Annotated in this window: 24 protein-coding genes and 2 pseudogenes; 8 read left to right on the forward strand and 18 right to left on the reverse strand. The window is 42.5% G+C overall.

All coding sequences use genetic code 11. The features are described from left to right. Positions 1-87: 87 nt before the first annotated feature. The 3 genes and pseudogenes from LSG31_RS17495 to LSG31_RS17505 form a co-directional block, all read right to left on the reverse strand. Positions 88-379 (reverse strand): annotated as a pseudogene (locus tag LSG31_RS17495) (helix-turn-helix domain-containing protein); the annotation flags it as partial. A gap of 15 nt (positions 380-394) precedes the next feature. Further along, a complete protein-coding gene (locus LSG31_RS17500; RefSeq protein WP_347436333.1) occupies positions 395-658 on the reverse strand; it encodes a type II toxin-antitoxin system RelE family toxin in 264 nt (87 codons plus the stop codon). Next, positions 627-884 carry a hypothetical protein gene (locus LSG31_RS17505; RefSeq protein WP_347436334.1) on the reverse strand — a complete coding sequence of 86 codons (258 nt, stop codon included), beginning with the start codon at positions 882-884 and terminating at the stop codon, positions 627-629. The genes LSG31_RS17500 and LSG31_RS17505 overlap by 32 nt, the downstream gene beginning before the upstream one ends. 149 nt (positions 885-1,033) lie before the next feature. Here LSG31_RS17505 and LSG31_RS17510 point away from each other — a divergent pair, with 149 nt between their 5' ends. From LSG31_RS17510 to LSG31_RS23395, 3 genes and pseudogenes are all read left to right on the forward strand, one after another. Then, on the forward strand, positions 1,034-1,948 hold the full coding sequence (locus LSG31_RS17510) for a tyrosine-type recombinase/integrase (protein WP_347436335.1): 915 nt from the start codon (positions 1,034-1,036) through the stop codon (positions 1,946-1,948). A gap of 203 nt (positions 1,949-2,151) precedes the next feature. Next, a complete protein-coding gene (locus LSG31_RS17515) occupies positions 2,152-2,775 on the forward strand; it encodes a LysE family translocator (RefSeq protein ID WP_347436336.1) in 624 nt (207 codons plus the stop codon). 130 nt (positions 2,776-2,905) lie between these two features. After that, positions 2,906-3,088 (forward strand): annotated as a pseudogene (locus LSG31_RS23395) (hypothetical protein); the annotation flags it as partial. Positions 3,089-3,305: 217 nt separating this feature from the next. On the opposite strand, the gene LSG31_RS17525 reads toward LSG31_RS23395, so the two are convergent. The 8 genes from LSG31_RS17525 to LSG31_RS17560 all read right to left on the reverse strand — a co-directional run bounded on the left by LSG31_RS17525 (position 3,306) and on the right by LSG31_RS17560 (position 11,219). Continuing rightward, a complete protein-coding gene (locus LSG31_RS17525; RefSeq protein WP_347436337.1) occupies positions 3,306-3,629 on the reverse strand; it encodes an ArsR/SmtB family transcription factor in 324 nt (107 codons plus the stop codon). Between the two features lie 19 nt (positions 3,630-3,648). Continuing rightward, positions 3,649-4,128 carry an NADH-quinone oxidoreductase subunit B family protein gene (locus tag LSG31_RS17530; RefSeq protein ID WP_347436338.1) on the reverse strand — a complete coding sequence of 160 codons (480 nt, stop codon included), beginning with the start codon at positions 4,126-4,128 and terminating at the stop codon, positions 3,649-3,651. A 2-nt stretch (positions 4,129-4,130) separates the two neighbouring features. Beyond that, positions 4,131-4,490 carry a 4Fe-4S binding protein gene (locus tag LSG31_RS17535; protein WP_347436339.1) on the reverse strand — a complete coding sequence of 120 codons (360 nt, stop codon included), beginning with the start codon at positions 4,488-4,490 and terminating at the stop codon, positions 4,131-4,133. Between the two features lie 90 nt (positions 4,491-4,580). Further along, positions 4,581-6,086 (reverse strand): hydrogenase large subunit, encoded by a 1,506-nt coding sequence (locus tag LSG31_RS17540; protein WP_347436340.1) that lies wholly within the window; start codon positions 6,084-6,086, stop codon positions 4,581-4,583. Continuing rightward, positions 6,086-7,558, reverse strand: a complete 1,473-nt coding sequence (locus LSG31_RS17545; RefSeq protein WP_347436341.1) for a hydrogenase 4 subunit F — start codon at positions 7,556-7,558, stop codon at positions 6,086-6,088. Before LSG31_RS17545 ends, LSG31_RS17540 begins: the two co-directional genes overlap by 1 nt. Before the next feature lie 5 nt (positions 7,559-7,563). Next, positions 7,564-8,214, reverse strand: coding sequence for a hydrogenase (locus LSG31_RS17550; protein WP_347436342.1), 651 nt, complete (start codon positions 8,212-8,214; stop codon positions 7,564-7,566). A 4-nt stretch (positions 8,215-8,218) separates the two neighbouring features. Next, on the reverse strand, positions 8,219-9,154 hold the full coding sequence (locus tag LSG31_RS17555) for a respiratory chain complex I subunit 1 family protein (protein WP_347436343.1): 936 nt from the start codon (positions 9,152-9,154) through the stop codon (positions 8,219-8,221). Positions 9,155-9,164: 10 nt separating this feature from the next. After that, on the reverse strand, positions 9,165-11,219 hold the full coding sequence (locus LSG31_RS17560; protein ID WP_347436344.1) for a proton-conducting transporter transmembrane domain-containing protein: 2,055 nt from the start codon (positions 11,217-11,219) through the stop codon (positions 9,165-9,167). Between the two features lie 328 nt (positions 11,220-11,547). Here LSG31_RS17560 and LSG31_RS17565 point away from each other — a divergent pair, with 328 nt between their 5' ends. Both LSG31_RS17565 and LSG31_RS17570 read left to right on the forward strand, forming a co-directional pair. After that, complete coding sequence (locus tag LSG31_RS17565) at positions 11,548-12,939, forward strand: arsenic transporter (RefSeq protein ID WP_347436345.1); 1,392 nt, start codon at positions 11,548-11,550, stop codon at positions 12,937-12,939. A 33-nt stretch (positions 12,940-12,972) separates the two neighbouring features. Beyond that, positions 12,973-13,653, forward strand: a complete 681-nt coding sequence (locus tag LSG31_RS17570; RefSeq protein ID WP_347436346.1) for a DUF2642 domain-containing protein — start codon at positions 12,973-12,975, stop codon at positions 13,651-13,653. Between the two features lie 141 nt (positions 13,654-13,794). Here the strand turns inward: LSG31_RS17570 and LSG31_RS17575 are convergent, their stop codons facing one another. From LSG31_RS17575 to LSG31_RS17585, 3 genes are all read right to left on the reverse strand, one after another. After that, positions 13,795-14,706, reverse strand: coding sequence for a hypothetical protein (locus LSG31_RS17575; protein WP_347436347.1), 912 nt, complete (start codon positions 14,704-14,706; stop codon positions 13,795-13,797). A gap of 28 nt (positions 14,707-14,734) precedes the next feature. Continuing rightward, positions 14,735-15,289 (reverse strand): DUF6897 domain-containing protein, encoded by a 555-nt coding sequence (locus LSG31_RS17580; protein WP_347436348.1) that lies wholly within the window; start codon positions 15,287-15,289, stop codon positions 14,735-14,737. A 135-nt stretch (positions 15,290-15,424) separates the two neighbouring features. Then, positions 15,425-16,525, reverse strand: coding sequence for a CotH kinase family protein (locus LSG31_RS17585; RefSeq protein WP_347436349.1), 1,101 nt, complete (start codon positions 16,523-16,525; stop codon positions 15,425-15,427). 176 nt (positions 16,526-16,701) lie between these two features. Between LSG31_RS17585 and LSG31_RS17590 the strand changes: the two genes are divergently transcribed. Next, the gene (locus tag LSG31_RS17590) at positions 16,702-17,184 is read left to right on the forward strand and encodes a hypothetical protein (protein ID WP_347436350.1); all 483 of its coding nucleotides are present in this window, start codon (positions 16,702-16,704) and stop codon (positions 17,182-17,184) included. Positions 17,185-17,253: 69 nt separating this feature from the next. Here LSG31_RS17590 and LSG31_RS17595 read toward each other — a convergent pair whose 3' ends face one another. Continuing rightward, positions 17,254-19,500: a type IA DNA topoisomerase gene (locus tag LSG31_RS17595; protein ID WP_347436351.1), complete on the reverse strand. Its 2,247-nt coding sequence runs from the start codon at positions 19,498-19,500 to the stop codon at positions 17,254-17,256. Positions 19,501-19,858: 358 nt separating this feature from the next. Here LSG31_RS17595 and LSG31_RS17600 point away from each other — a divergent pair, with 358 nt between their 5' ends. After that, entirely contained in the window at positions 19,859-19,993 is a 135-nt protein-coding gene (locus LSG31_RS17600; protein ID WP_347436352.1) for a hypothetical protein, read from the forward strand. A gap of 39 nt (positions 19,994-20,032) precedes the next feature. Here the strand turns inward: LSG31_RS17600 and LSG31_RS17605 are convergent, their stop codons facing one another. Next, a complete protein-coding gene (locus tag LSG31_RS17605; RefSeq protein WP_347436353.1) occupies positions 20,033-20,215 on the reverse strand; it encodes a hypothetical protein in 183 nt (60 codons plus the stop codon). A gap of 300 nt (positions 20,216-20,515) precedes the next feature. Between LSG31_RS17605 and LSG31_RS17610 the strand changes: the two genes are divergently transcribed. Beyond that, positions 20,516-22,138, forward strand: a complete 1,623-nt coding sequence (locus tag LSG31_RS17610) for an ATP-binding protein (RefSeq protein ID WP_347436354.1) — start codon at positions 20,516-20,518, stop codon at positions 22,136-22,138. On the opposite strand, the gene LSG31_RS17615 is transcribed toward LSG31_RS17610, so the two are convergent. Next, entirely contained in the window at positions 22,135-22,452 is a 318-nt protein-coding gene (locus tag LSG31_RS17615; RefSeq protein ID WP_347436355.1) for an AzlD domain-containing protein, read from the reverse strand. The two genes, LSG31_RS17610 and LSG31_RS17615, sit on opposite strands and share 4 nt — an antisense overlap. Next, positions 22,449-23,162 carry an AzlC family ABC transporter permease gene (locus tag LSG31_RS17620; protein WP_347436356.1) on the reverse strand — a complete coding sequence of 238 codons (714 nt, stop codon included), beginning with the start codon at positions 23,160-23,162 and terminating at the stop codon, positions 22,449-22,451. The genes LSG31_RS17615 and LSG31_RS17620 overlap by 4 nt, the downstream gene beginning before the upstream one ends. Positions 23,163-23,273 lie beyond the last annotated feature (111 nt).

Below are 23,273 nucleotides of genomic sequence, written 5' to 3' on the forward strand. Positions count from 1 at the left end.
AAAATGTTTCGTCGGACAGACTCCTAGGCAGTTAGGTTAATACTAAGTTTCATTCTTAGTAAAAATCCCCCGTTGAGCAGGGGGATTTCATACGTTTATCGCTTGGTCATATTGCGCCCTTAAGCGCTTTATGTCTTCTATGGGTGGGAAAACCAAACATGCGGGAATATTCACGGCTGAATTGCGATGGACTTTCATATCCTACCCGGAATGCAGCATCAGCGGCATCTGTGGACTCGGACAATAAGAGGCGCCGGGCTTCCTGCAATCTCAATTGTTTTTGGAATTGAATGGGGCTCATTGCGGTTACCTCTTTAAAGTGCCTATGAAGCGAAGCAACACTCATATTCGCTATATCCGCAAGCTCCTCATTTTTAAAAAGATATGGACTGATTTATTTATATATCCCACCGCGAGAGTCGATGGCACGTATATAAACAATTTTCTCACTGTGCTGTATCTCAAAGAGAAGGCGTAACGTGCCAATCCGCAGACGGTATATTCCAGCTTGACCCTTCATCCGTTTAATGTCGCCAACTGGCGGGACGGTAAGTAAGCCTTTCAGCCCTTGCGCGATCCGCTCTTGAATGACTTTCTCTTGTTTGGCAATAAATTTCACAGCTTCTTTATGGTAAGTCAACTTGTAGCCCGAACTCACGCTTGGCATCCTCCCCCGACACATATCCTTCATCGCTACTCAACTGCCGGAGTTCTTCTTCACTTAATGGTTCATCGTCGGGTTCTTGCCGGTCTATTTCTTCCCAACCATTCGGTTTTTTATCTGAACGATCAATCAGGTACTGAAGGAAGTCTAAGGCCGTTTTTTGATCGGATTCTTGAAGGCGTTCAATCAGGTTATGCAAATCATCTTTACGAACTACCATGACGGATGTACCTCCTGCTTCAATGTCCACTAATTAAGATTAGCGGTTGTTAGGTGTGATCAAAACATACACTTGATGTCCGCTAATGTTTCAGTTAATATGAGAATAACATGTCCGCTAATGTAAGTCAATATTTGGAGGCTTCACGAATGAGAGAGAGTACCGGAATTTCGGAACAAGGGGAGCAGACGATTCAAGACTTCATTCAAGCTCTCACCATCCAGGAAGATTTGAACCCTAAAACGCTCAAGGAATATGCGAGCGATCTGAAACATTTTATTGGTTGGTTTGAGACAGCCGACCATCATGAAGACGACATATTTCGAATTGAAGATGTGGCTACTCCAACAATAACACGTTACCGGGATGCCATGCAAAAATCGATGAAATTAAAACCTTCAACTATAAACAGGCGGCTTATTACTCTGAAACGATATTTTGATTGGGCCGTGTCGGAATCCAAGATTCGCCGCGATCCCTCAAAGCCGGTCAAATTGGTTCCGGAAGAAAAGGTAAGCCCTCGGCAAATGACAGACAAGGAAGAGGCGGCGTTAGTCGCTGCCGCCGAGCATGGCGGTTCTCTCCGGGATCAGACGATCCTTATTGTCATGCTTCATACCGGCCTAAGAACGATGGAGGTTTGCGACCTGGCCCCCGGCGACATTCAAATTGGTAAGCGTAGCGGCCAGCTTACGGTACGGTCCGGAAAAAGAAATAAACAGAGAGAAGTCCCGTTGAACGCTACGTGCAGGGCCGCTTTGGAAAGATACATGTACGTTCTTCCTCCGGATAGTCCTTATCTATTTCCGTCGGAGAAAACTGGTGATCGATTAACTGAACGGGCTTTACGGCACTTGATACAAAAATATATGAAAGCAGCGCGACTCGAAGGATTGAGCGCCCACGATCTGCGGCACCGGTTCGGGTACGTAATGGCAGAAAATACACCATTGCACCGGTTAGCGCAAATCATGGGACACGATAGTCTAGATACAACGATGATTTACGTCAGGGCGACTCGTGCGGATCTGCAATCCGAAGTTGAAAAAATAGCTTGGCAATAAGGGGATGAAAAGCGATGTACGTGAGAGTAAGGGAATTGCTAATTCAATGTTAGTTCTCCTGGCTAAAGAATATATTCGGCACGATATGATGATGAAAGTTGTTACGGACAAATTTGGAAATGACAAGTTTAATTCATTATGGCAAGGGAGTGACCTATTAACTTATATTGTTCAAAACGTGAAGAGATAAGGATGTGTTTTTTATGTATGTGGAAATTTTTTTAATTGGTGTTTTAGCAGCAATATCACCTGGTCCAGATTTTGTAGTTGTTATGAAAAATAGTTTAGGGATAGGAAGAAAATATGGCATTGCTACAGCATTAGGTATTGCCAGTGCATTAATTGTTCATGTTACGTACACCATTTTGGGTTTTACAATTATTATAAAAAAATTTCCAAGTCTTTTTAATATCATTAAACTTGCTGGGGCTATCTATTTACTATGGTTAGGGTATAAAGGTATTCGTTCGAAAGCACAATCTGAAAGTTCAAATGAAATAAGCATAGAACAGAAATTGAAACCCTCTATAAGAGAAGGTTTTCGTGAGGGATTTTTATGTAACCTTTTAAATCCAAAGGCTCCTTTATTTTTTTTAAGTGTGTTTTCTCAATTTCTCGGACACAACACTTCCGATTGGGTGCGATGGGTATATGGTGGAGAAACCATTTTTGCTATTGGTCTTTGGTTTGTCTCGTTAGCGGTACTTATTTCAAATAATTATTTCAGAAACATGTATCAAAAATATATGCATTGGTTTGACCGAGGACTTGGTGTTGTTTTAATTGTGTTCGCCGTTACTATCGGGATAACTGCGTTTTCAAGTTAAAGTTTTTCAAGTCCACCTAAATATCGTAGCCTATTGCACTAAAGGGGATCTATAGCGTAATAATGCTGCTACAGTTATATAACGAAAACAACAATCGCACACGGGAAAAGAGCGGGACTACAAATTTTCACAGATCTCACAGGAAGCTGGTCATGATCGAAAAACCGTGAGAATGTACATTGAAAAAGACGACTGGAATGAAGAAACACCTAAAACGCAAAACGAATCAGAATTCCCAAAACTTGCCCATTTGGCTCATCGGACAGCAATGGGGGTATTATTATGTCGCAAATTAGTTACCATTCATATGTGACGCTTGTAATAACTCAACGTGAATGGGGGATTTACTTGTCGTCCGACATTTATACAACACTTCGCGAAAGAATCTTGAAAATGGTCAATTTTATATAAATAAAATACATCGCATAACACAGGTTATATGATGTATTTTGTAAAAATATATTAAATCAAGTGAATTCTATGTGAAAAAAATTCTAATTTTGTGGATTACTTCAGCAGTCTTTCAGAACCTATTCATCAATCTTTTCTAATAATTGGATGGTATTTTTAAGACGATTGTTAAAAAGTTGTTTGGCCAAATCCAACATATCGAAAATGATCGGATCAACGACCGTATACATGACCTTTGCCCCGTCTTTACTACCATATACAATATCTTTGTTGCGCAGGATGGAAAGCTGTTGCGAGACTACCGAACTATCCACGTTCATGTGTTCCTGCAGCTCATGTACATATTTATCTCCATCACGAAGAAGTTCAAGGATTCGAATCCGCAACGGATTGCTCAACGCTTTAAAAAACTCCGCTTTAAATATTTGCAATTCATGTGGCATCTGGAGCGCTCCTTTTGATTCAGATTTTTAACATGATTTTGCTTTTTTCATACGTTTTTGCTGCATATGTTTCGATTGCTAATAAAAGACCTTGCAAAATTGCCTGTGGACGCGGAGGGCATCCTGGGATATATACAGATACAGGAATGATTTGATCCAATCCCCCATAATTTGCATACGTTTCGCCGATCATCCCTCCCCCACATGCACACGCACCGACTGCAAGGACAATTTTTGGGGATGAAGTAGCTTCATATGTTTTTCGCACCGCCTCTTCCAAATTCCGTGTGACACCACCCGTGACAAGCAATACATCCGCATGGCGCGGTGATGCTACAAAATCAATTCCAAATCGTTGGATATCGTACACCGGATTTAACAGCGCCGCAGCTTCCCATTCACAACCGTTGCATGAACCGGAATCCAGATGTCGAATATGCAGAGATCTTTGGAAATGTTTCCGAATGACATTCGATAATCGCTCCAGTGTCTGTTGCATGATTACACCTCCAATATCGGCTCTTTTGTCATGACGACAAACTCCTCTTGCAGTTCCCTCAGACTTGCGGAAGGGGCGGACAGTTCCCTCGACATATGAAACGCTGAATCTTTGCAAACTGTAACACATTCACCACACGAGATACAAGCAGCATAAAAAATGGTTAAGCATTTTGAGTTTTTTCCAGTTTCTTCTAAGGAAATCGCATCTGTAGGACAAGCAGATGCACACTCTCCACAGCCGTCGCATCTTTCCTGATGGAAAACAGGTCTTCCCGCCCCTGCGATCACAGAGCTCATCAATTCGTTCTTTTTGACCGTTCCGATTCCTGACTGAAGCAATCTCTTTACTACTTGATACATTTGCAGTCACCTCTGGAAATTCTATGCAATTCTATTATGTGAAACTCTATTATGCAGCTCTACATAGAAAGATAGAAAGAATGAATGAAATTATCGATCACAACATGCGTAACATAGTTCAAAACTTTTATTAATGAGCGGAAAATCAGCAATGATCGTACCGGGAACGGTAAAAGGGACAACCGGCCAATTGGCATAGGATGCGGATCGCACACGGTACCGATAAATCGTATTTCCCTTTCCGATCATTAAAAAGTGTATAGTTTCGCCCCGTGGGGATTCAGTAATCCCGATTCCATATTGATAGGGTTCCAAATTGGGGATGTGGATCTGCAAATCCCCTTCTGGAAGTGTTTCGATTGCCTCTTGCAAGATTCGGATGGATTGATTTGCTTCGAGTATCCGAATGCGATAACGTGCCAGCACATCGCCTTCCGCAAGAGTTGGTACGGCGATATCGAAATGCTCATACGCAGCATACGGGAAATCTACACGGGCATCGACTTCCAGACCGGAAGCCCGGGCAGTCGGACCTGTAGCGGCAAACGCCTTGGCAATCTCTTGTTCCAGACGGCCCGTATTTGCAAAACGATCGATAACAATATCGTTTGCTAGTATGACATCTACGATTTCTTGCAAATTTTTTTGCACATCCTGCAGAACTTGTAAAATATCTTCTTGGTTCTGTATCGTCAAATCCTTGCGAACCCCGCCTAAATCAATCATTCCGCGCAGGTATCGATGACCTGTCACGCGGTCATTCAATTGCATCAGTGTTTCTTTCAGACGGGCTCCATGATTGGAGCCATATGCAAATCCAACGCCGGCGCAGATATTTCCGATATCCCCAACATGGTTGTAGAGCCGCTCCAATTCAGCAACGATCGTACGAATATAGGCGGCTCGCGGAGAAACCGTTATGCCGGCGATGTGTTCAACGGCTTGGGAATACGACAACGCATGGGATACGGAACAGACACCGCAAATTCGTTCCGCCAAAAATAAGCCTCTTTTCAGCGGCATCCCTTCACTCCGCTTCTCAATCCCGCGATGCGTATAAAACAACTTTGCTTCCAAATGCAAAACAGAATCCCCCATCACTTGAAACCGAAAATGCCCCGGTTCAATGATTCCTGCGTGTATGGGTCCTACGGGAACTTCAAAAACACCCTCCCCTTCTACCTGCGGATATATGAATTTTCCTTCGATGCGCGGCTGTTTCATTTGCACCGGATATTCGCGGCGCAGCGGATATACATGCGTTGGCCAATCCTCATGCAAGATCAACGGTCTCAGATCGGGATGCTGTTGCGGATGAATGCCAAAAAGATCATGGATCTCCCGTTCATACCAGGAAGCTGCCGGTAAAACGGGCGTCACCGATGCAAAAGAAGGGTCTCTCACGGGAACCAACGATTCCACGATGACGATTTCTGTTTCCATAGGAACAAGAAAGAAATACCGCAAAACAAAGCGATCGACACCCGCTTCGATTTCATCCGTCGCAACCATCGTAAGAAAACGCGCGCCAGTCAAGAGAATCCGGGAACAAACTGCAGGCAATTCAAAACGATCTGCCCGAATGATAGTCTCCATTACTTACCACTTCCTTCGATTACTAACATCGCCTGTTGAAACAACTGTTGGCCCGTTTCCGGCATATAAAGTCCGAGAAGCAAAACAAACGCCAGTGGAATGAAGAGCGAAACGGTCGATAATCTTCCCACTTCGCCAATATCCATTCGTTCCCTTTTCTCGCCAAATGCCATTTTTGCCATATGAAACATCATGGCACCGAATATAATCGCAACAAACAGTACAAGCGTACTTGCCAAAACTGCATGTCCTTGTGCAAACCCTGCCGTAATGATTCCAAATTCGCTTGTAAAAATGCTCATGGGAGGAACACCTGTGATCGCAAGTCCACCAATCAAAAAGACGACACCCGTATAAGGCATGACTTTCATGATTCCCGAAACACGGGCGATGTGTTTCGTATGATATTTCTGTGCGATGTTTCCGGATGCCAAAAACAGCATGGATTTTGCCATGGAATGATGAAACATCTGGATCAAGGCAGCCGTCCAACCGATCTTCCCGCCGATTCCGATCGCAACCGCGATGATTCCCATGTGCTCGACCGTTGAAAATGCGAGCATGCGTTTAAAATCTTGTTGTACGATGATAAACGGGATGGCAATGAATATGGATATGATGCCAAAACCGATAAACAGATGTTGAACAAACGCTGCCCCGACAGCATGGCTTGTTACGATGCCGAAGCGAATCAAACCTAGCATTGCACAGTTCAGCAAAACACCGGACAAAACGGCGCTGATGGGGGCCGGAGCTTGGCTGTGGGCGTCAGGCAGCCAGGAATGCATGGGTGCAAGTCCAACTTTTGTACCGAATCCGATCATGATACAGACAAAAGCCAATACCATAAACCTTGCATCGAGGTGATTCGTAGCGGAATGCAAGAGTGTCCAGTTTAAGACTTCATTAGCGGAACCCAAAGAGCGAACCGATGATGCATATACGAGAATGACGCCAAGCAGAGCGATCGCAATGCCGGCACTGCAAACCATCAGGTATTTCCAGGCTGCTTCAATCGCCTCTCCTTTTCGATAGATGGCCACCAAAAATGCGGAAACAATCGTTGTGGCTTCAATCGCAACCCATAACATCCCCATATTGTTTACCATACAAACCAATACCATCGTGGCGATGAACAAATGAAACAAAACGTAATAGCGCTTGATCTGGTTGTATTGCAAACTCCCCTCTTGTATTTCCTTTCGAATATAGCTGATCGAATGCAAAGCAGCCGTAAAACCGACAATTGCGATGCTTACAAGTACAACTCCACTTAAAGAGTCTACATAAAAAAAGCCTCCCGGGCTTTCTATTGCGCCGTGTATCAAGACATCCCATACCGTTCGAAGACTGAATGCCGTCGTCGCCAAACTGCCTGCAATATGGATCCATTCCATTTTGCTCCGCTCTTTCAACAAAAGGAGTATGCATGCAGTTAAAACGGGGGTCCACACCACCCAAAGCTCAATCATGAAACTCATCCTTTCAAGCGACGCAACTGGTCGGTATTCGTACTTTGAAACATTTGCTCCATTCGACGTGTGAGCGTACTGATCAAGACAACTGCGACAACAACGTCAAAAAATACGCCGATCTCTACCAAGGACGGCATGCCGTATGTCATGGAAAGCGCCGTAAGAAACAGACCGTTCTCCATTACGATCAGCCCGATTCCCTGCATGACCGCTTTTTTGTGTGTCATCATGACAAACAATCCGATCAAAAGGATCGCAATGGAAATCGGCAAATATTGTTTTTCAATATACGTATCATTCAACCCTAGCCGATAGATGGCAGAATATCCAACAATCAGTAAAGCAGTTGAAATCAAAATCGACCATTCACGTGAAAATACTTTTTCCGTTTGACGATACAAGCCAATCTTGCGCATCGTGAAATGCAGAATCCAGGGAATGATGATTCCTTTTAAAAGAATCGTCAAAAACGCAATGCCGTACAACTCCGTTACATGTGTACGATATGCTGTTGCAATCGCAACACCTCCCAAAATAAAGGATTGTAAAGCCAAGATGCGAATCGCTGTCACAATCCTTTGACATCCAACGATCGCGATGGAGCAAATCATTAAAGCAAATGACAACACATCAAACATATCGCTTATAAGCACATCTCTACCTCCAAAATTCGGATACGACTGCAAAGATTGCAATGAAAAACGCAGCTGTCAGCATCTGGGGTACCTTGAATAATCGCATTTTCGCGTAGGACATTTCTACAAACGCAACAATCACTCCAAGTACAATCGTTTTGATCGCAAACGAACCAATTGCCAACAAGAAGGAAAACGGGGTTAAAACCGCAATGATTCCATAGGGAAAACAAAAATCCAGGAATAAAGCAAACAGCAATACCTGCTTCAACCATGCACTCCACAGCATCAATCCCAGTTGCTTGCCCGAATACTCCAACAGCATCCCTTCGTGAATCATCGTCAATTCCAAATGTGTATCCGGATTGTCGATGGGAAGACGACCGGTTTCCGTCAATAGAATAAGAAAAAATGCAAGAACGATCATCCAATACGACGGTGCGACAAAGGAAACGCCGTGATCCGAAAGGTATCCGACAACATGGGACAAATTTGTTGTTTTCATGGGCCATGCAATCGCAACAAACGTTATAAATAAAACGGGTTCGGCAAGACCGGAAAGGAACATATCCCGGCTTGCCCCCATTCCGCCGAAGGATCCTCCAGTATCCATGCCCGCCAGTGCAGTAAAAATGCGCGACAATCCAAACATATAAACAATGAGGATAAAGTCACCTGTCATGGAAAACCAACTGTTTGCAGATAGTAACGGGATCAAAGTAGTTGCTGCTGTCATAAGACCAAAACATACATAAGGAGTTATGGAGAAAATCCACGATGCATGTTCCGATACCATGGAGTCCTTGCACATATATTTTCGCAAATCATGGTAGGATTGGAACAAGGATGGTCCGATTCTTCCTTGCAAAAGAGCCTTTGTCTTGCGAATGATCCCATGTAAGAGAGGCGCGAAGAGCAACAGGAAACACGTTTGCAACAATCCATAGTAAACTGACACCGGCAATCCCTCATTTCTTGACTAGCAACAGAACCAAAAGTAACGTTGCGAATAGATAAACCAAATATGTCTGGAGATGTCCATTTTGCATCACTCGAATTTGCTTGGAGACCCAAACGACAACGAACATGACCGGTTTGTACAGAGTCTCTTCCCAAATATTGCGCACACGACTGTTGTATATGTATTTTGGAATAAAATAGCGTGCGTGATCTGGTTTTGCCGCCTTTAATTGTCGTGACGGCAGCAGAATCTTGTCAAATACGACACGGATCGGTTTTGTAAAGCCGGTAGCCGTATACGACATCCGCGGCACCAGTGTCCCCCCGCATGTCCAGGTTTCCACTTTCATTCGTTTTGTCTTTCCGCCGAACACTCGAGTGAAAAGCCAGGAAACACCGATCGCAACAAGCACGATGAACAATACATGACCGATCCCCATTTGCGGTCCGCTGTCTGCTCCGTGCAATGGCATAAACCAAGGAATCGATGTTGGCGCAACCGATAACGGACGCAATGCAGCCAAAGAAATGCCGGCCTGACGAAGAACTATGGACGGAATGATTCCCAATACGATACATGCCGCCGCCAACATTGCCATCGATACCCGCATGGTGAACGACACTTCCTGCGCATGCTCGGCATGTTCGGAACGCGGCAATGCCAAAAATGAAGCGGCAAACGCTTTTACTCCCAGCATGGCAACCAAGGCACCCGTCAATACGAGGGCGGAAAGACCAAGAATGCCGAACAACGATCCTGACCAATCGGAAATGGTGCTAAGTGCGAACAACGATTGCAGCAAAAGCCATTCACCGATAAAGCCGTTGAACGGCGGCAGAGCCGAAATGGACAAAAATCCGACGAGTACGAAAAGAGCCGTCCAAGGCATTTTACGGATCAATCCCCCAAGGAGATCCATATGTTTCACATGTGTCGCATTTAAAATTGCGCCAGCCCCTAAAAATAATAGACTTTTAAAAACTGCGTGGTTGATAAGATGGATCATGGCGGCAAGCAAAGCGAAGGCAGCCAATGATTGATGTTGATAGGAATCAAACAAAAGGGATGCACCGAAACCCAAAAAAACAATGCCCATATTTTCAATGCTGCTATATGCCAGCATGCGTTTAAAATCAGAGACATTCAAGGCATACAGAATGCCATAAATGGCTGTAATCCCGCCAAGGATCAGAACGGCTGCCCCAAAGCTCCGAAATGAGCCGGCATCTGATGCGGATACAGTCGCCGGCTGCAAAAATTGAAAGACAATGAGCATAAATCCATATGCGGCTGTTTTAATCATTACGCCCGACATCAGTGCGGAAACATGGCTCGGTGCTACAGGATGCGCTTTTGGAAGCCAGACATGCAATGGAACAAGTCCCGCTTTTGTGCCAAATCCAATGAGTGCACAGACAAATACAAGTGTTTTCATCGCTTGCGGCATTTGCAGATGCTGAAACTCTGAAAAGGAATCACTGTGTGCATATGTAGAGAGAATAAAAAATCCGATCATTAAAAAGACTGTGCCCAGATGTGTCATGACGATGTAAACAAAACCGGATCTCTGTACATCCGCTTTTTCATGCTCGAACATCACCAGAAAATACGAGATAATCGACATAAGCTCCCAAAAAACCAGAAAAGTAAACACATTGCCTGCCAAGACAACGGCAGCCATTGAAAAAATAAATCCTTGCAATCCTGCAGAAAGCAATACAATTGACTTTCCCTCTTCAAATTCCTTAGAGTATCCGATCCCGTAAACGGTTGCAAGCAGTCCGATCAGAGCGATTAGGAAAAGAAAAAGTGCCGAAAAAGCATCCATCCTGAAATCTAGCGATGCAAATGGCAGATACCCTTTGACGTGCAAGAGTCGGATCGACCCGTTTGACCACCCCTCCATCGCTCCGACAAGCAAAAATCCGGATGAAACGCAAGCAAAACCATTTCCAATCCGAACACCCCATTTGGAAAACCGTTGCAAAACAACGGTAATAAGAACTCCAAACAAAAGCATTCCTAAAGGGAGAAGGATCAGATACGAGACAGAATTGTCCAAACGGAAACACCTCTTATAATCATATTAGGATTTTATAATATATATATACTACAATATATTCATATTAAATTTCAATACTCGTTTTAATCACCCTTCCATAAAACAACCACTTTCACCTATTTAGGCAAATGTTAGAATTTTTCAAAAAAAGATATTCGTTTAGTACATGCAGGATATGCGATACGTATACATATAGCACAACTGTCAACCGAGGTGAAATAACTCGGAAAGCAATCCGCCTAATTCATGCACAAACGTCTCAAAGAGAAACAGATTCATCAAAGAGAAACCGATTCAAATGATCGAAACAGTTAGGGAATGATGAAAAATGTCTGATTTGACAGTATTTCTAACGGTCATTACGTTTTTAATAACCATACTCTTTATTTTTTGGCGGCCGCGGGGATTGAACGAGGCGATTCCGGCAATGCTTGGGGCGATTGTAGTGATTATGAGCGGCAGCATTACTCGATCGGATTTAGGGGTTATCGTCACTACGGTCGGTGGTGCGGCAACGACAATCGTAGCGACATTCATGATGGCGATTGTATTTGAGAGCTTTGGTTTTTTTCAATGGGTGGTGGATTGGATTTCCCGAAAAGCGAAAGGTTCTGGAATACGATTATTCTGGTATATCAATCTACTCTGTTTTTTCATGACACTGTTTTTTAATAATGATGGAGGCATTTTCATTACTACGCCGATTTTATTGCAGTTGCTAAAACATGTAGGATTAAAACCTCATCAGAAAATTCCATATCTGATCAGCGGAGCTTTAATTACTACTGCGGCAAGCGCACCGATTGGGGTAAGCAATATCGTCAATCTTATTTCGTTAAAAATCGTAGGAATGAGTCTATATATGTACTCTGCCCTATTATTTGTACCGGCCACACTTGGATTGATGCTCTTGGTTCTTCTATTATTTGCATACTATTATCGGGAACTTCCCCATAGATTGCCGATGCAATATCGCCAACCAATTGCAAAGCAACCGATTTCTTACGGCTTGCATTTTCATCATCCGCTGAAATCACCGCCCAAGTTGCCAAAGGAAGAATCGAACATTCCACTATCGAAAAACAAACAAACCAAATGGATCCGCAACTTATTTTCATATGTAGTAGCAGTTCGGCTCAGCTTATTTGTCGCATCCTATTTTGGCATACCCGTACCTTTAACGGCTGTGATTGGATCTGCTTTGCTGCTCGCCTGGAGATGGCTGTACTTCAAGATGCCGCCGGTCGACATCGTAAAAAAAACTCCTTGGCACATTTTTCTATTTGCATTTGGAATGTATGTAATCATCTACGGTCTGCATAAAATCGGACTGACACAATTTTTGACTGATTTTTTGCAGCCATTTGTAACACAAAGTGTATTCCATGCCATTGTCATTATGGGTGTTTTAGTCACCTTTATGTCAGATTTGTTTAACAATCATCCTGCACTCATGATTGGAACACTCGCCTTGACAAACATGGGATTAGATCCGACTTCGTTAAAAATCGCATATGTGGCGAATGTGATTGGAAGCGATATCGGCTCCTTGCTCTTGCCGATCGGAACTTTGGCAACGCTGATTTGGATGCACAAGCTGAATCAGGAACATGTAAAAATCGGATGGCTCCACTATATAAAAATTTCATTTCTGGTCATCCCGATTACCGTATTGTTTACATTGGTTTGTCTGTATTTCTGGGTACGCATCATTTTTTAAATAAACGGATTTGCGTAGAAAGGAACAATAACGATGAGCAATCTGCAAACTCTTCTGGGAAAACTGGTCGATGTAGAGATATCGGGAAACAATTGTTTTCAAGGAATTTTAATCGATTATGGGTTGGATATTCTCACGGTTTATAATAAACGCTTTTTGTATATCCCCATCGTACACATCCAACAGATAAAATTAAGCCAATGGAAAGGAACGGAGTTGGATCCGATCGGCGAGTTGCCAATCAAGGAAGAATCCGAAAAAGAATCCGAAACGATTTCTTTTCGCAAAATATTGAATCATGCCAAAGGGAGCTTTATTGAAATTTATGTGACTGGAAATAAGACATTGCATGGGTATCTGACGAGTATCATGAATGATTACTTTGTTTTCCACTCCCCCGTATATAAAACCGTATACGTTTCCATGAACCATTTAAAATGGCTGATTCCCTACTCTGCCAACGATACACCATACCAACTGAATCATGATACGATACCATTCCATCCTGCCAACGTTTCATTGGCACGCACATTTCGGGACCAGTGCAAGAAAATGGAAGGTAAGCTGGCCGTTTTTGATCTGGGCGACCATCCCAATAAGATTGGACTTTTAAAACAAGTAAATGTTGACAACAACTTGTTGGAATTGGTCGTTGCAAATGGTGAACAAGTACATTGGAATCTGCAGCATTTAAAAACACTGTTTATTCCTTAACGTTAGCAATAAATTAATGACAGCAACAAGTTCCGCCACATGCAATGCTGCATGAAAAAGCCATTTCCTGCGTACTGCTTTTCGGGAATGGCTTTTACTTGGAATTCCTTTCTAATATTCAGAGTTTTTATTAAAAATTCTTTATCTATATTTTTTTTGAAATGTTTTGTTGTCAATGACTAAGGAAGGGTATTTTGCTGAATGATTTTTCGACCAAAACATCGTACTGTCACTGTACATCTGCTTGCCTGGAAAATGCCTGCTTGGAATATATGGATCCGGTTGTTTTTTGATTCGTCTGCGTTTCATTTTGTGTTTGGAACCGAATAAGAGCAACGGAACCATTCCGGAGTTTTCGCAGCTTAATTCGCAATTCTCGTCAAAATATTCGATTCGTTCAAAAGAAGATTTGCTTTCATCATAAGAAGATTTGCTTTCATCATAGACTGTTTTTCGGACGGGAGTATTGTTTCTGTCGTCAGTAGCCAATTCAATGGAATCTCCTTCGCCATTTGCTGAAGTGAATTCCGCACTGCCCGATTTTTCTTTCTTCGCGGTTCCTGAAGTTCCTGAAGTTCCTGAAGTTCCTGAAGTTCCTGAAGGATCTGAAAGTTGAGTCGTCGCAGTTGTTTTGGAAGATGAAGCGATTCTAAAGATGGGAGCGACATTTTTGACTTGCTCTTTGGGAAAGTGGATGATTTCCTTCATATTCAGAATCAGACTGATAGAATTGTCAGTAATGCCATGCAAAACACCCAGTTTTGAATCTTTTCCATGCTCGATTTGCACGAACATCTGGAGCATTGTTGAAAGCAGCTCAAAAAATGTTTCAGGCAGATTCATTTCAGGAATCGGGACAATTTTCGGAAGTTCTGTTATGTTTGTGATAATCGATTTGATTTGTGAATACGGATAATGAATGAGTGTATTATCCTTTGTCAACAGACTCGCATAATCTGACTGCACATTTACAAGAACGCCATTCATCCCTATCTCATCTGTTTGTGCAATTTGAACGACCGTGTTTAAGAATGGTTCTAATAATTGTTTCACATTCTCAACCCTCTTACCATTCTATTTTTCATTGGGGTTTCTTTTGATCGTTATTCCCTTTTACTTGTTCTTGCTTTTTTTCATCCGCTTTCTTATCTTCCTGTTTCTGATACAAGACTGTTACACTTTTGATATGCTGTATCGGCATGTGTACAAAATCTTTCATGGCATGGATCAGGGTAACAGACTCGGAGCCGGCAACGGAGCGTATATCTGTCACTACTCCATCAAGCGCTTCTCCTCCTTGGTTTACACGAACCAACCGGTTTTGCAAATTCGTCAACAGTTCTACAAAGCTTGCCGCTTCAATGATCGGCGGCTGGGGTTCGATCGGTACAGGCGTGTATGGAGGATTAGGATTGTATACGGGTGCAGGAACCTGTGTCATTTGAATTTCTTCCATAATGGGTTCTGCCAATGTTTTCACATGCAGTGTATACACATACGTAATTTCTCCGTTTTCTTTTTCAAGGGTGAGAAAGTCTCCTTGAATTTTGAGCAGCTTCCCCACAATTTTATTCGGTCCTCCGCGCTCAATCTGTACCATTTTCCCAATCGAATTATTTAAAAAACTGAAATCCATTTATAACCCTCCTAGGCGTAAATGTGCATTTTCAATATGGCAATTAGCTGAACTGGATACTACACAGTATTCAGGCGCTTCATATACTTGTGTTAGGTGAATGACCATTTTGCCTAACGAATCCTATGAAAATATTCAATCGCCTAGTTTTGGCAAGTTCTCCCGCAAATAAAGATTGCGCTTGGAAATAAAGGTTAAAATCACATTGACTTCCGAATCAAATGCCCCGATTTGTTTTCCTCGATATGGATCTGATAAAATATACGGACGAAGAGCATCATGCAAGGACTCAATCCTATGTTCGAGACATTTTAAAGTAAAATGTGTTTCCAGAACTTCTTCAAGCAGCTTCCGATATTTATGCCGAAACTCCGGTATATCAAGAATACGGGCAGTAAGTGTATTGTATCCTTCAATCGGCACGTAATCATATTCCATTGGCCTGCCTTTGACATCTCTTCCCCAAGTGGCGTCATAATCCCACGGGATCATTTGAAATTGACCTGCAGCCTTATTTGCATAGAGTGCGTAATTTTGAATAAAGCCATCAAAGTTTTGCGTACATACCACTCCGGTTAACCAGCGCAAATACAGATCCACATCCAGAAACTGCATGATTTCCCTGGCAAAATCCGCACGGGGAATGGTGTTAATGCGATAAATAAATGTACGCAAATACGCATCATCCGTTTCATTTCCAAGCTTTCTGGTATATCCATCCAGCAAGGATTTTTTCACTGCATCATCGTCAGGACTCAGCAATGAAAAGTTTGCATCATCATTGGAAGCATAATAAATGGCTCCTTCCGGCATTCCTCGTTTCTGCAGGAAGCAATCATCGACAGATTCGATCTGCAAATAAAGCCCGAGAATCGAACCGTTCAATTTGAGCAACACATGTTGAGCGGCAGGAGTCAACACACCGATATTTTCAAAAAATTCAAAGGAAAGTTTTGTGCGCATTAAGGATGGATCGTTATACTCCGCATTCCAGTGCATCTCACGGGCGCCAAAAAGCAATGGGGGATTTTTGCATTCCATCCGAAATGATTTTCTCGGCAAATTCCGCGTATAAGCGCCACGATAGGAAATTTCGATTTCCTTTTGTTTCTTCCCGATTTTCCATTTTGCAGGAACCGTTTCATCGCTCCATACATCATTTTTTAAAGTTGCCAAATCTTTGGGATGAATAAACAAGGAATATGTTCGTACATCATCTTTTTCCGGTGCTGACATAAGTCTCACCTCTCCATACATTCCTTTTGTTATGCTATGTCATGCTGTTCGTATGGTTTACACCGGACACTTGCTTATTTTTAAAGGAAATCATGCAAAATCACAGCTTTCGGCATAAAATACTATACCCTTAAACGATGTATATAGAAGGGATAGGAATGGAAAGGTGATAAAACATGAGCGTTTTAACTGAACCTAATATGCAGGAGTTAGTGGAACAGGCGATTGAATCTGGACTTGGCGAATTTTTAATACAAAACCCGGTGGAACTAAAGGGCAAGGGTTCCAAAGGCTCCAAAGGCTCCAAAGGTTCCAAAGGTTCTAAAGGTTCTAAAGGTTCTAAAGGTTCCAAAGGTTCCAAAGGTTCCAAAGGTTCCAAAGGTTTCAAAGGCTCCAAAGGCTCCAAAGGCTCCAAAGGCTCAAAAGCCTCTAAAGGCTCAAAAGGCTCAAAAGGCTCAAAAGGCTCAAAAGGCTCTAAAGGCTCTAAAGGCTCTAAAGGCTCTAAAGGCTCTAAAGGCTCTAAAGGCTCAAAAGGCTCAAAAGGCTCAAAAGGCTCAAAAGGCTCAAAAGGCTCTAAAGGCTCAAAAGGCTCAAAAGGCTCAAAAGGCTCTAAAGGCTCCAAAAGTCATAAAAGTTCTAAGAGTCGCAAGGGTCATTAGGTTGTCAAAAATTAACGATCTCGGTTCGAACAACATGCGAAAAACGGGATTGCACATAGCTTTCCCGTTTTATGAAAACTTCAGAGTCAATCGTTCCTTTTCCAACGCAATATATGCTTCAAAATCTTTATTTTTGGCGTTTGAATGAAGTTTTACTTTTTTGGCTGTTTGCCCCTTTGCAATCAACTGCTTGGCCTCTGTCAGGGTAATTTTCTTCTTCCCGAATTTCTCAATCGCATTTTTCCAAATGGCGAATTTGCATCCGGACTGATATTCTGAACAACCGTACGCTTTTTCGTATTCAAGAATCTTGCCTTTTTTGCAGGCAGGGCAGATTCCTAATTCTTTTCTCCCGCCGGAAACGCCAGGTTTTATTTTTTTTGTCGACAATCCGGGTTTTGCAGCCGTTTGCTTGCGCTCGCCGGAGTTCAATTTGACTCCTGCAGAAGTTTGAACTTGCGACACCATTGTTTGAATCACTGCTTGCATCTCTTTCATGAACTGCTGGTATGAGCGTTTTCCCTGCTCAATTTCTCCTAGTTTCATTTCCCACTCAGCCGTCATTTGTGGAGATTTCAAGATCTCTACTGGTAAAACCTCGAAAAGCGCCATGCCTTTTTCAGGCGTTGGTCGAAGCAATTTTTTCTCTTCTTTTACATATCCCCGTTTTTTTAATTCGTCAATGATTCCCGCACGTGTTGCGACAGTTCCAATTCCTTCAACTTCTTTGAGAATATCCTTTGCATCTTGATCTTCTACAAACTTTCCCGCATTTGCCATTGCTTTGACAAGTTCTGTCGAGTCATAGCGCTTGGGTGGTTGGGTTTGCTTTGCCATCAGTTTCGCATCTTTGCCATTCACCGTTTCCTGACGTGAAACAAGAGGAAGAATTTTTGCGTTTGGTGTGCCTTCTACTTCCCGCCATCCGATCTGTTTTACGGTTTTTCCGTTTGCAGCAAACGTCTCTCCCTCTACGATCGTAACGACATTTGTGATTTCCCAGATACAGGGCGGAAAAAAGGCTGCGACAAAGCGTTTTACAATCAATTCGTACACATGTTTCTCTTCCGGAGAAAGTTTTTCCAGATGCGGCGTTTTGGCTGTTGGCAGGATCGCTTCGTGATCGGTTGTCTTGGAATCATCAATGAACGTTTTTGCCATAACCCAATTGTTTTGCAACGCTTTTTGCGCAAAAGGATAAATGGATTGCAGCGCCTGCAATCGAGTGGTCACCGTTTTTCCTGTTCCGCTGGCAATGTATCGGCTTGCTGTGCGGGGGTATGTAATCAGTTTGTGTTCGTCATAGAGGGCTTGGGCATATTTCAACGTATTGGACGCAGAATATCCGAATATTTTTCCCGCCGTCCGCTGCAATTCCGTTAAATCGAAAAGTTTGGGATTTCCCTCCTTCTCTTCTTTTGTGGAAAGAGACGTGATTGTCCCTGGCTTTCCCTGGACTTTTTGAAGTATCACGTTTCCTTCGTGCTCTGTTTTAAATCGTTCTTGTTTTTCTCCGTTCCTTTCTTTAAACCAGGCACTTTCATATGTGCCTTTTTTTGCCTCAAACGTAACGGTTAGCGTCCAGTAGTTTTCAGGCTTAAAGTTGAGTATTTCCAGTTCTCGTTGCACCAAAATGGCAAGTGTTGGCGTTTGCACGCGACCGATACTTAAAACATTTTTATAGCCCCCAAACCGAATCGTCATGGCGCGGGTTATATTCATCCCCACCAAGTAATCGGCTTCGGCACGGGATTTTGCCGCACTGGCCAAATTATCGTATGCTTTGCCGCTTTTACGATCCAGGTAAGCTTTACGAAGCCCATCTTCCGTTTGGTCTTTGATCCACATTCGCTCAAACGGCTTTTTGCACCGAATGTAGTTGTAAATGGTTCGAAAAATATGTTCACCTTCCCGCCCGGCATCCGTAGCGACAATAATTTTCTCGGTTTTCGGATCATTGCATAACTTTTTCAGCGTATCCAGCTGTTTTTTGTTATTTGCGTACGTAGCTCCACCTGTAATTTTTAAGGGGATGTTCTCAATATGAAACGGCAGTGTCTCCATTTTCCAGGATTTTAACGATGGATTCACTTCATCCGGTTCCCTTAAAGTGAGAAGATGGCCAAATGCATATGTCACAATATGCTTTTTTCCTTTAAAGTAGCCATCTTTCCTTGCTCCTTTAATCAAACGGTCATATTTGGGATTTGTCATATGATCCGTTTTCAAAATCTCCCCATTTGGGAGTTCGATTTCCCCTAACATCGCAGCGATACCAGTCGCCACACTCGGTTTCTCCGCAAGAATGACGAACACCGAATTCGCACCTCCATGCACGATACGTGTATCAAATGAACCGCGTCTCTTTGATTTTTTTATACCAGTTCAAGATATCACAGGAACTCACAATGTTGTATATCTATATCAAGATTTTATATAGAAAAGTTAGTAAATAAGAGGGATCTTATAGAATCAATGCTGTAAGCGCTTGAATTTGATGCTAAATCATTTATTCACAAAAATTTCACATATAGAAACAGTTGTTTCATTTGGTTTTCTATTTTAAAATACTCGTTAAAACATAATGCATCCGGATCTTTTCAAACGTATATTGATTGTAAAGAGAAATGCGGCTGAAAAAGTCGCACAACAAATAGGAATAGGGGTGCTGAAGATGAAACATGTGATTTCTTTTAGTAAAGGTATGATTCTTGCTGCGATTGCTCTTCCATTGTTGCCGATCCTTGTCGTTAACAGTTACATTGATTTCGATACATTAAGCCAAATGATTGCTCAGTTCTTGTCATAAAAAGAAACTCGTTCGAGTTTCTTTTTTTTTACTATTTTTCTATTCATGAAAAGCCTTTTGCAAAAGTTGTTCGAATGTTTCTTGATCCATTAGGCTCTGGAGTTTCGAAGTATAATTCCAAAGCAAGCGCCGATACTCATTGTCTGAAATGGATCCTTCTTCCATTAATTCTCTCAAACGTTTTATGGAAAATATAATTTTTGCTTCCAGTTCCGGACTCAACGAAATTCCTTCTCTCAATCCATGATGGATACACTTGGATCACGTATATAAGCACATAATATATTTTATGTTAACTAATCAAGAATCCAGACGTATAAATACGTCTAATCCACCGGCTTTGGAAATATTCATTAATATAACCAATTTTCCTCATTTTTTCACCCCTATTTTTGAACCAGCCGTTCGGGACACTCCAAAAAATTTCTCTTCAAACTTTGCATACAAATTGTTACAATATAGAATTGTGATCTTTACACACATGTATTAAAAATTTCTCGGGAAGTTTGAAGGAGATTCTTCATGGAAACAGAACCCAGCTATTTGGTTGAATCAAGAAATCGTTGTAAAGCAGCAGGCCTGGATCCTGCAAAGTTTCCTGTTCCAGCACACGTGCTTTCACATTCCCAATTGATCAGACAGCAGATAAAATATGGTGAAATCCTTTCTGTAGCCAGATTTTTCAGTGACAGAATATTATCTTTGTTAAACAATACGCCGCTCGTTATTTTAATTACAGACGATGCAGGCTATATTCTTGAAATATATGGCGACGAATCGATGAAAATGATGATGGTCCAAACGGGTATCACCATTGGCATTCAAATGAATGAAAAAGATATGGGAACGAATGTAATTTCCCTTTCCCTGCAAGAAAGGAAACCGATTGAAATCATCGGAGACGGTCATTATCATCATTTTCTCCATGATTCGGCATGTTATGGTGTTCCTTTTTCTTTCTCAGACATCAACGGTTTGGCGGGAACTGTAGCAATCATGACATCTGTTCAGTTTCAAAGCCCATTTCCACTGTCTCTTTTATCCAATATGGTAGACTCCATGGAACGGGAAATATTGCTGCGACGGAAAAATCGCACGCAGCATTTACTGACACATATTATGTTAAATACCCTTCGCAGCGGCATCATTATCACAGACAAGTTTGGATCCATTACAGAATTCAATCAATTTGCTGAACAAATCACCTGTTATGAGAAAAAAGATGTCCTGTGTCAGTCTGTATTTTCTTTGGAGCCCATCGGTCAATATTTGTTCGAGGTATTGCGTCAGGGGGAAAAATTTGAAGATGTGGAACTCACAATTACAAATGGAAGTGGCCAAAAATTTATTTTGCTGTTCGATGCATTGCCAATTTATGACGATCATCATGAGTTAATGGGTGCATACGCTCAATTTCGCGATATCACCGATCGTTGTGAACTGGAAAAACAAGTCATCGTTTCAGAAAAGTATTCCGCCATCGGAAAAATGGCCGCCGGTTTTGCTCATGAGATACGCAACCCCCTTACATCCATCATGGGATTCATGCAATTATTAATGGAGCGCGCAAGGAAAACACAACAGGAGATTCCCTATGCAGATATCATGTATCTGGAACTTCAACGTGTAAATAAATTGGTAACCGATTTTGTTCTTATGGCAAAGCCGAGTGTACCGGATCGAAAACTTTGTATTGCCCAAAACGTTCTGACAGAGACGGTTCAATTGATGGAAAGCCAAACCATTCTGAATGGCATCACTCTCGATACCGATTTTCATACGGAGCCGCTTCCGCTTTTTATTGATCCGATTCAAATGAAGCAAGTATTTATTAATGTAATCCAAAATGCGATTGAAGCCATCGGATCGAGGCGAGGCAGGATTGTGGTGTCGTTAAAACAGGACCCGCACACACAATGTGCGGTCATTCAAATTCATGACAATGGCAGCGGAATGACAGAAGATGAAATCAAGCATATCGTGAATCCCTTCTTTACAACAAAAGAAGATGGTTTAGGACTTGGCTTATCTGTTTCTTACCGCATTATTGAAAATCATAAAGGGAAAATTTCGGTTTCTTCAGAAAAAGGCGTCGGAACCCTATTTACCATTCAATTGCCGATTCATCATGCTTCCGATTGTTAAAACAGCCGCAGCAGCGCGATGCCGACAACACCGACAATCATCGTCCACAATGGGCTCTTGGACAGCCAAGCGATACAAAGTGCGACAATGCTCGTCAACCACAGTTTCCAATCCGGATGTCCTGCGGTCCCAGGTTGCAGGACTATGGAAGGCGTGATTAAAGCAGCAAAAACACCGATGGGAACATAATGAAGACCTTGCTCGATTTTGGGCGTAACGCGGATAAAACGCCCCAGCAGAAGTCCTGAAAATCGTACAAGATACGTGGCAAGAGCAGCAAAACCAATGGCAAGAAAAATGGTCATGGATGTCATTCCGAACACACTCCTACAAGAAAAGCGACAAGCGCACCTGCAAACACAGCGCCCGTTGTTCCGAACCAATGATACGCCAGAACCGATGTGACTGCAGCTGCCAATCCTGCGAAAACGTGGCGATGATGCTGCAGCTGAGCGACCAATAAACCAATAAAAGCCCCGATAAAAACAAAATCCAGTCCAAATTGCTTCGGATCGTGAATCAATCCCCCCAGTTCAAATCCAAGCGCCCCACTTGCCAACCAAGAGAAAAATATGGGGCTTGCTGCACCGGCAAAATAACCGGCGTCAACCAGACCGTTTTTGACATTCACCATCGCCATGCTGTAACTCTCATCTGTCAGTCCATGTGACAACCAGGCAAAATGACGTTTGGGAGTCTCGCGCATCGCCCGCCCCAATGACAATCCATAAATGATATAGCGTGCGTTGATCAGTAGAGTGCTTATAAACATCGTCAAAAAAGATGCATCTTGCTTCAAAAGCGTAAGCACGGAAAATTGGGCGGGGCCTGCAAATACAAAAAATGACATGGCAATCGTCTGAACTAGCGTGAGATGTGTTGCATTATTCGCCAGCGCCCCAAAAGCAAGACCATACGCAAACACGTTTAAGGAAAGCGGAACCGTATCAACTGCAGCACGAATAAACTCTTTTCGAAGTGGAGAAGTGTTTTGTGCTATACTTGTGGAAGTATAACTTAACATAATCGTTTGTGCCCCTCTTTGTATGTTATATTATTCAAAATGTATCATATAACATACGATTTTGAGGGTCAAGTGTTTGGTGTATTTACAGAATTTTTCCTACAATTCAAT

Origin of the sequence: Fodinisporobacter ferrooxydans (genome assembly GCF_022818495.1) — a bacterium.
Lineage (GTDB): Bacteria > Bacillota > Bacilli > Tumebacillales > MYW30-H2 > Fodinisporobacter > Fodinisporobacter ferrooxydans.

What these genes read in the sequence shown, in the direction of transcription:
- LSG31_RS17570 (WP_347436346.1), top strand. Translation starts at nt 12,973, where the DNA reads ATGAGCAATCTGCAAACTCTTCTGGGAAAACTGGTCGATGTAGAGATA.
- LSG31_RS17530 (WP_347436338.1), bottom strand. Translation starts at nt 4,128, where the DNA reads ATGCAACAGACACTGGAGCGATTATCGAATGTCATTCGGAAACATTTC.
- LSG31_RS17580 (WP_347436348.1), bottom strand. Translation starts at nt 15,289, where the DNA reads ATGGATTTCAGTTTTTTAAATAATTCGATTGGGAAAATGGTACAGATT.
- LSG31_RS17590 (WP_347436350.1), top strand. Translation starts at nt 16,702, where the DNA reads ATGAGCGTTTTAACTGAACCTAATATGCAGGAGTTAGTGGAACAGGCG.
- LSG31_RS17600 (WP_347436352.1), top strand. Translation starts at nt 19,859, where the DNA reads ATGAAACATGTGATTTCTTTTAGTAAAGGTATGATTCTTGCTGCGATT.
- LSG31_RS17610 (WP_347436354.1), top strand. Translation starts at nt 20,516, where the DNA reads ATGGAAACAGAACCCAGCTATTTGGTTGAATCAAGAAATCGTTGTAAA.
- LSG31_RS17510 (WP_347436335.1), top strand. Translation starts at nt 1,034, where the DNA reads ATGAGAGAGAGTACCGGAATTTCGGAACAAGGGGAGCAGACGATTCAA.
- LSG31_RS17565 (WP_347436345.1), top strand. Translation starts at nt 11,548, where the DNA reads ATGTCTGATTTGACAGTATTTCTAACGGTCATTACGTTTTTAATAACC.
- LSG31_RS17515 (WP_347436336.1), top strand. Translation starts at nt 2,152, where the DNA reads ATGTATGTGGAAATTTTTTTAATTGGTGTTTTAGCAGCAATATCACCT.
- LSG31_RS17615 (WP_347436355.1), bottom strand. Translation starts at nt 22,452, where the DNA reads ATGACATCCATGACCATTTTTCTTGCCATTGGTTTTGCTGCTCTTGCC.
- LSG31_RS17535 (WP_347436339.1), bottom strand. Translation starts at nt 4,490, where the DNA reads ATGTATCAAGTAGTAAAGAGATTGCTTCAGTCAGGAATCGGAACGGTC.
- LSG31_RS17525 (WP_347436337.1), bottom strand. Translation starts at nt 3,629, where the DNA reads ATGCCACATGAATTGCAAATATTTAAAGCGGAGTTTTTTAAAGCGTTG.
- LSG31_RS17620 (WP_347436356.1), bottom strand. Translation starts at nt 23,162, where the DNA reads ATGTTAAGTTATACTTCCACAAGTATAGCACAAAACACTTCTCCACTT.
- LSG31_RS17545 (WP_347436341.1), bottom strand. Translation starts at nt 7,558, where the DNA reads ATGATTGAGCTTTGGGTGGTGTGGACCCCCGTTTTAACTGCATGCATA.
- LSG31_RS17540 (WP_347436340.1), bottom strand. Translation starts at nt 6,086, where the DNA reads ATGGAGACTATCATTCGGGCAGATCGTTTTGAATTGCCTGCAGTTTGT.
- LSG31_RS17585 (WP_347436349.1), bottom strand. Translation starts at nt 16,525, where the DNA reads ATGTCAGCACCGGAAAAAGATGATGTACGAACATATTCCTTGTTTATT.
- LSG31_RS17505 (WP_347436334.1), bottom strand. Translation starts at nt 884, where the DNA reads ATGGTAGTTCGTAAAGATGATTTGCATAACCTGATTGAACGCCTTCAA.